4 protein-coding genes are annotated in these 3,885 nt (G+C 47.7%); 2 read left to right on the top strand and 2 right to left on the bottom strand.

The annotated features are described in order from the left end of the window. The first annotated feature begins 198 nt into the window (after positions 1 to 198). Positions 199 to 555, top strand: a complete 357-nt coding sequence (locus VJB08_02560) for a response regulator (GenBank protein HLD42848.1) — start codon at positions 199 to 201, stop codon at positions 553 to 555. Beyond that, on the top strand, positions 552 to 2,033 hold the full coding sequence (locus tag VJB08_02555) for a HAMP domain-containing sensor histidine kinase (GenBank protein ID HLD42847.1): 1,482 nt from the start codon (positions 552 to 554) through the stop codon (positions 2,031 to 2,033). The genes VJB08_02560 and VJB08_02555 overlap by 4 nt, the downstream gene beginning before the upstream one ends. Positions 2,034 to 2,403: 370 nt before the next feature. Here the strand turns inward: VJB08_02555 and VJB08_02550 are convergent, their stop codons facing one another. Beyond that, complete coding sequence (locus VJB08_02550; GenBank protein ID HLD42846.1) at positions 2,404 to 3,282, bottom strand: hypothetical protein; 879 nt, start codon at positions 3,280 to 3,282, stop codon at positions 2,404 to 2,406. A 273-nt stretch (positions 3,283 to 3,555) separates the two neighbouring features. Further along, positions 3,556 to 3,885 (bottom strand): recombinase family protein (locus tag VJB08_02545; protein ID HLD42845.1); only part of this gene is annotated, 330 nt, incomplete at its 5' end.

Below are 3,885 nucleotides of genomic sequence, written 5' to 3'. Positions count from 1 at the left end.
AGGTAAGACCGCATCGAAGCTTACGCTTCGAGATTCTGGAAACTCCAGAGCAGGCATTTGTCAGGAAGATGAAAAAGGAGGCTTAATAAACATGAAACGAATTAAGCTATCGAAGGGAAATACTTTCAGGATAGCACAGTTGCCGCCCAAACCCAAACCTTTATAAAAATCCAAGTATTGCTGATTTGTAGGGGGAGAATGAAAAAGATCTGTTTGATCATTGAGGATGAAAGGCCTATAGCTGATGCACAGGCTATGCTGCTCAGGAAAGAATTCAATGTCCATCATGCAGCTGATGGGGAAGAAGGCATCCAGAAGGCATTGCTCTTGAAGCCTGCGGTTGTCATTCTTGACCTCATGCTGCCAAAGATGCATGGCTATGAGGTCTGCAGGAAAATAAAAGAGGGGCTCAGGGAAACAAAAGTGGTGATGGTAACAGCAAAAAACCAGGACAGGGATGAGCAGGCAGGAATGGAGCTTGGCGCTGATGACTACATCATGAAGCCCTTTGAGGCAGACGAGCTCCTGCACGTTGTTCATCAAGTACTTAAATGATCATTGAACCTCTCCAGAAATTCTTCCTCTTCCTCAGCCGTGATAATGGGCTGCTCTTCACCCGCTCTGTTGAGTTTCTCATCTTCAGCTTTATTACCTACATTGTTGTCTCAGAATACCTCAAGAGGAGAACCTCTGAGCTGAGGATCTCAAGCCTGGCATTTGGCCTATTCTCGCTTGAAAAATTCATGATGACGCTCTTCCTCTTCTTCAAGATATTTGCAGGCCTGAGCACAGCCTCATACGAGTTCTGGCTCCCCCTGCTCGATACCCTGCTCGAGACCCTTGCCCTGATCGTCCTCGCAAATGCCATAGTCTATCCTGTTCTTGGAAAATGGAAGCAGCGCACCTTTCTCCCGCCTCTTCTCTTCCTTGGCATTGTCTATATCCTGAGCGAGGTGCTGTGGATTTTGGAGCTCGTCTACCAGCCTGGCGGCGAATTTGACGAAAGCCTGCTTTTCTTCACATTCCTCATTATCAAGTCTGCAATCCTGCTTCTCCCCCTCTACCTGACAGCTACAGCCTCAAAGCGGCAGATCAGATACCGATTCCAGATCTTTGCGGCGCTCCTGATTTATTTCATTACCCAATTCCTCCTGATGATGAACTACGTGTTCTATCATTCTGGATCAGGCAGGCTGCTTGTGGCAGCAGTTCCTTTCCCTGTCCTTTCAGCCCTCCTCTTTTTTCGTGTTGTGTATCTCCGGGCTGCTGACACCGAACAGCTCGATCAGCAGCTCAGAAGCTATGAACAGAAGCTGAGGCATGAGCATGAAATCGGAAGGATGAAGGATGAGCTGGTCTCTGTTGTGAGCCATGAGCTCAGGACTCCCCTCACCTCAGTAATGCTGTACACCGATCTCCTCCTCAAGGGAAGGCTTGGCAGGATCTTGCCAAAACAGGCCAAGGCTCTCAATCTCATCAAGTCTGAGCAGAAAAGGCTCTCAAGCCTTATTGAGGACAATCTGACCCTTTCCAGGCTGGAGTCAGGAAAAGCCTTGCTTCGGCTCTCTGAATTCAACCTCTACAATCTTTGCCAGAGCCATGGCTATCAGCCTTTGGCAGCTAGGAAGCATATCAGGATCATCAACAGGGTGCCAAAAGGATTTTCCCTGGTTGTTGACCCGGCCCAATTCACCCAGGTATTCACGAACCTGCTCAGCAATGCTATCAAATATACCGAAGATCGCGGAGAGATTTACCTGGATGCAAAAACTCTCGGCAATGGCTGGGAATTCTCAGTAACAGACACCGGCATCGGCATCCCCCAGGACAAGATACCTCACCTCTTTGACAAGTTTTACCGTGTAGAGTCCTACATGACCAGAACCTACAGCGGCACCGGCCTCGGCCTGGCAATCATCAAGAAGATAGTTGAGATGCATGGCGGGAAGGTGAGGGTAAACTCAACCCCGAAGAAAGGCTCGACGTTTACGGTGTTTATACCGAAGCCCGCAACTGGCCAGAATCCCAAATAAAGAGTAATACTTAAATATCCTCATTGAACCTCGTTGAATCATGCCTCTGTAGCATAGTAGCTATTGCGCCAGATGCGAAGCAAAAACTTCAATCCGCAAAACCTTGGTACTATGCACCTAACAGGTGGAGGTCGCGAGTGCAACTCTCGCCAGAGGCTGTCTTATAAAAAGTAACCATTAAGGAGAGTAGGGCGATCCAATGTCTCGCTCTCTAGAAAATTAATCTGCTCTCCCAAAATACTTCAGAACTCTTGTCTTAACCTTGCCATTTTGCCTATAAGACTCTTGTTCATGGGTGCAGCAATTGTCATTAACCTTCTTATAACAGACGTAGGACATTGTATGGTAATTTTTTAATAACAGAGGAGTTTCATCTCTTCCAGATTATGAAAAGCAGCACCACAACGCTTAGAGCAATGGTGAAGGGGATGAGGAGGTTGTTGCCGCTGGATTCTCCAGAGCTGGAAGGCGATTGAGTTACTGAGCCGCCATACTGCGTTCCTGTCTTGGATTCCACCTCAGCCCTATATTCTTCCTCTCCAACGCACCTGCCGTCAATACATTGTGCTTCACAGTCCTGGATAAGCCTTGATGCTGCGGTGCAGTCTGAAGTCTGATATACTTCTCTCAGATTGTTGTCGGAGTCGCAGCCAGACTCAAAAACAGCGCCAACATTATTGCAGATTGGGTTTTGCTGGGTCACAAAAAAGAGATCCCTGTCCTTCTCAGGATTAACGCATGAGACCCTATAATAATTCGATGGCAATGGAGATTCCCCGAAGCATGCTCCGTTGGTGTATTCCGGATTATTCTGCTTGAACAGCGCCCCATCATAGCAATAGATGTATTCCGTCATGTCATACCGTCCTATCATCTGAGGATTATAGGCAAGCACCTGGCCCTCTTTAAGTTGGTTAGGATTGGGCCAGCCGTCAATCCTGAAGGGGGCTGAGCGAAGCACCTGAGCCTGGCCGTTTGGTTGGTAAATCTCAACGACAAACCGGGCATCATTGCACCGGACATTGTAGGGAACGTCAGAGAATCTTAAATAGACTGGATTTCCCAGGAAGAAGTTTGCGCTGTGCTGGCCCGTTTGCGGATCAAATCCGCCAATGTCCAAGGGAAAAAAATCTCCTGACTGGGTTTTGATCATATCAGAATCAAGAGCCTGGTTCGCAAGATCGCCTCTCGCCGATGCGAAGGCAGCAAGCAAGCAGAGCATAATTGCCGAAATAAGAAGAGTTTTCATACATTCCTGTAGCGATAAGCTCCTTATTAAAATATGTATGACAGAAAACAGCGAAGCATAAAACTTATATAGAACCGGCATTAATATTGTGCGGGCCTGGGCAAAAAAAGGCGATATCGGTGCAAGAAGGAAGTTGGCATTTACCCAGGTCCGCGCACTTTTATCCTGTTGGGCACTAGGTTGGCTGCGCAAACTCCTGCGACGTTTTTTTCTGAAAAGGCTAACCTATTGAAGCCCTTGTTTTTTGATGGTTTTCCCTATTAAGTTTTTGACCTACCCTTTCTTTTTGAGGCATCTTCTACATTGGCAGCTTCCTGGATGCCTGCCAAGATGCACAACTCCGCAGCTCCTACATGCCTTCTCTGTGCTGTTTCTGAGCCTATCCATGCCTGACTTTACCTTCCAGCTCATGCTCCTTGATGCCCACTCAGCCATCATAAAGGCCAAGGCACATCTAAACCAGCCGTCAGGCATCGTAACATCAACCTCTCCCTCTGCCGCAGATGTTACTGTGCAGCCATATTCTGCGGCTTCTTTAATTGTTTTCAGGCCATCCTCTACTCTCCTGCTCCACCTAGTCAGATCTTCCACCAGAACTCGCTG

This window comes from Candidatus Nanoarchaeia archaeon, assembly GCA_035290625.1.
GTDB lineage: Archaea > Nanobdellota > Nanobdellia > Woesearchaeales > DATDTY01 > DATDTY01.
The sequence above is the reverse complement of the archived record's forward strand: the minus strand, read 5'-3'. Positions and strand labels throughout refer to the sequence as shown.